Annotated in this window: 1 protein-coding gene; it reads right to left on the bottom strand. The window is 66.3% G+C overall.

Annotated elements, in window-relative coordinates; all coding sequences use genetic code 11:
- Positions 1-255, bottom strand: a 255-nt coding sequence (locus tag ACM42_RS08360) for an AMP-binding protein (protein ID WP_271527481.1), incomplete at both ends; no start/stop codon positions are given.

Below are 255 nucleotides of genomic sequence, written 5' to 3'. Positions count from 1 at the left end.
CACGAGCGCCTTGAGCCGCGCAGGATCATGCGCTGCCGCACGATCCGCCAGCATCACGCAGGCGCCGATCGTGAGCGGCAGCCACAGTTCCAGCACCGCGATGTCGAAGGACAATGAGGTCAGTCCCAGTACCCGGTCGCTCGCGGTCATGCCGGGCTGCTCCGCCATGGTCGCCAGGAAATTGGTCACGGCATCGTGGCGGACCATCACCCCCTTGGGCAGGCCGGTCGAGCCCGAGGTGTAGATCACATAGGC

The organism is Bradyrhizobium sp. CCBAU 25338 (genome assembly GCF_028128965.1).
Lineage (GTDB): Bacteria > Pseudomonadota > Alphaproteobacteria > Rhizobiales > Xanthobacteraceae > Bradyrhizobium > Bradyrhizobium liaoningense.
The sequence above is the reverse complement of the archived record's forward strand: the minus strand, read 5'-3'. Positions and strand labels throughout refer to the sequence as shown.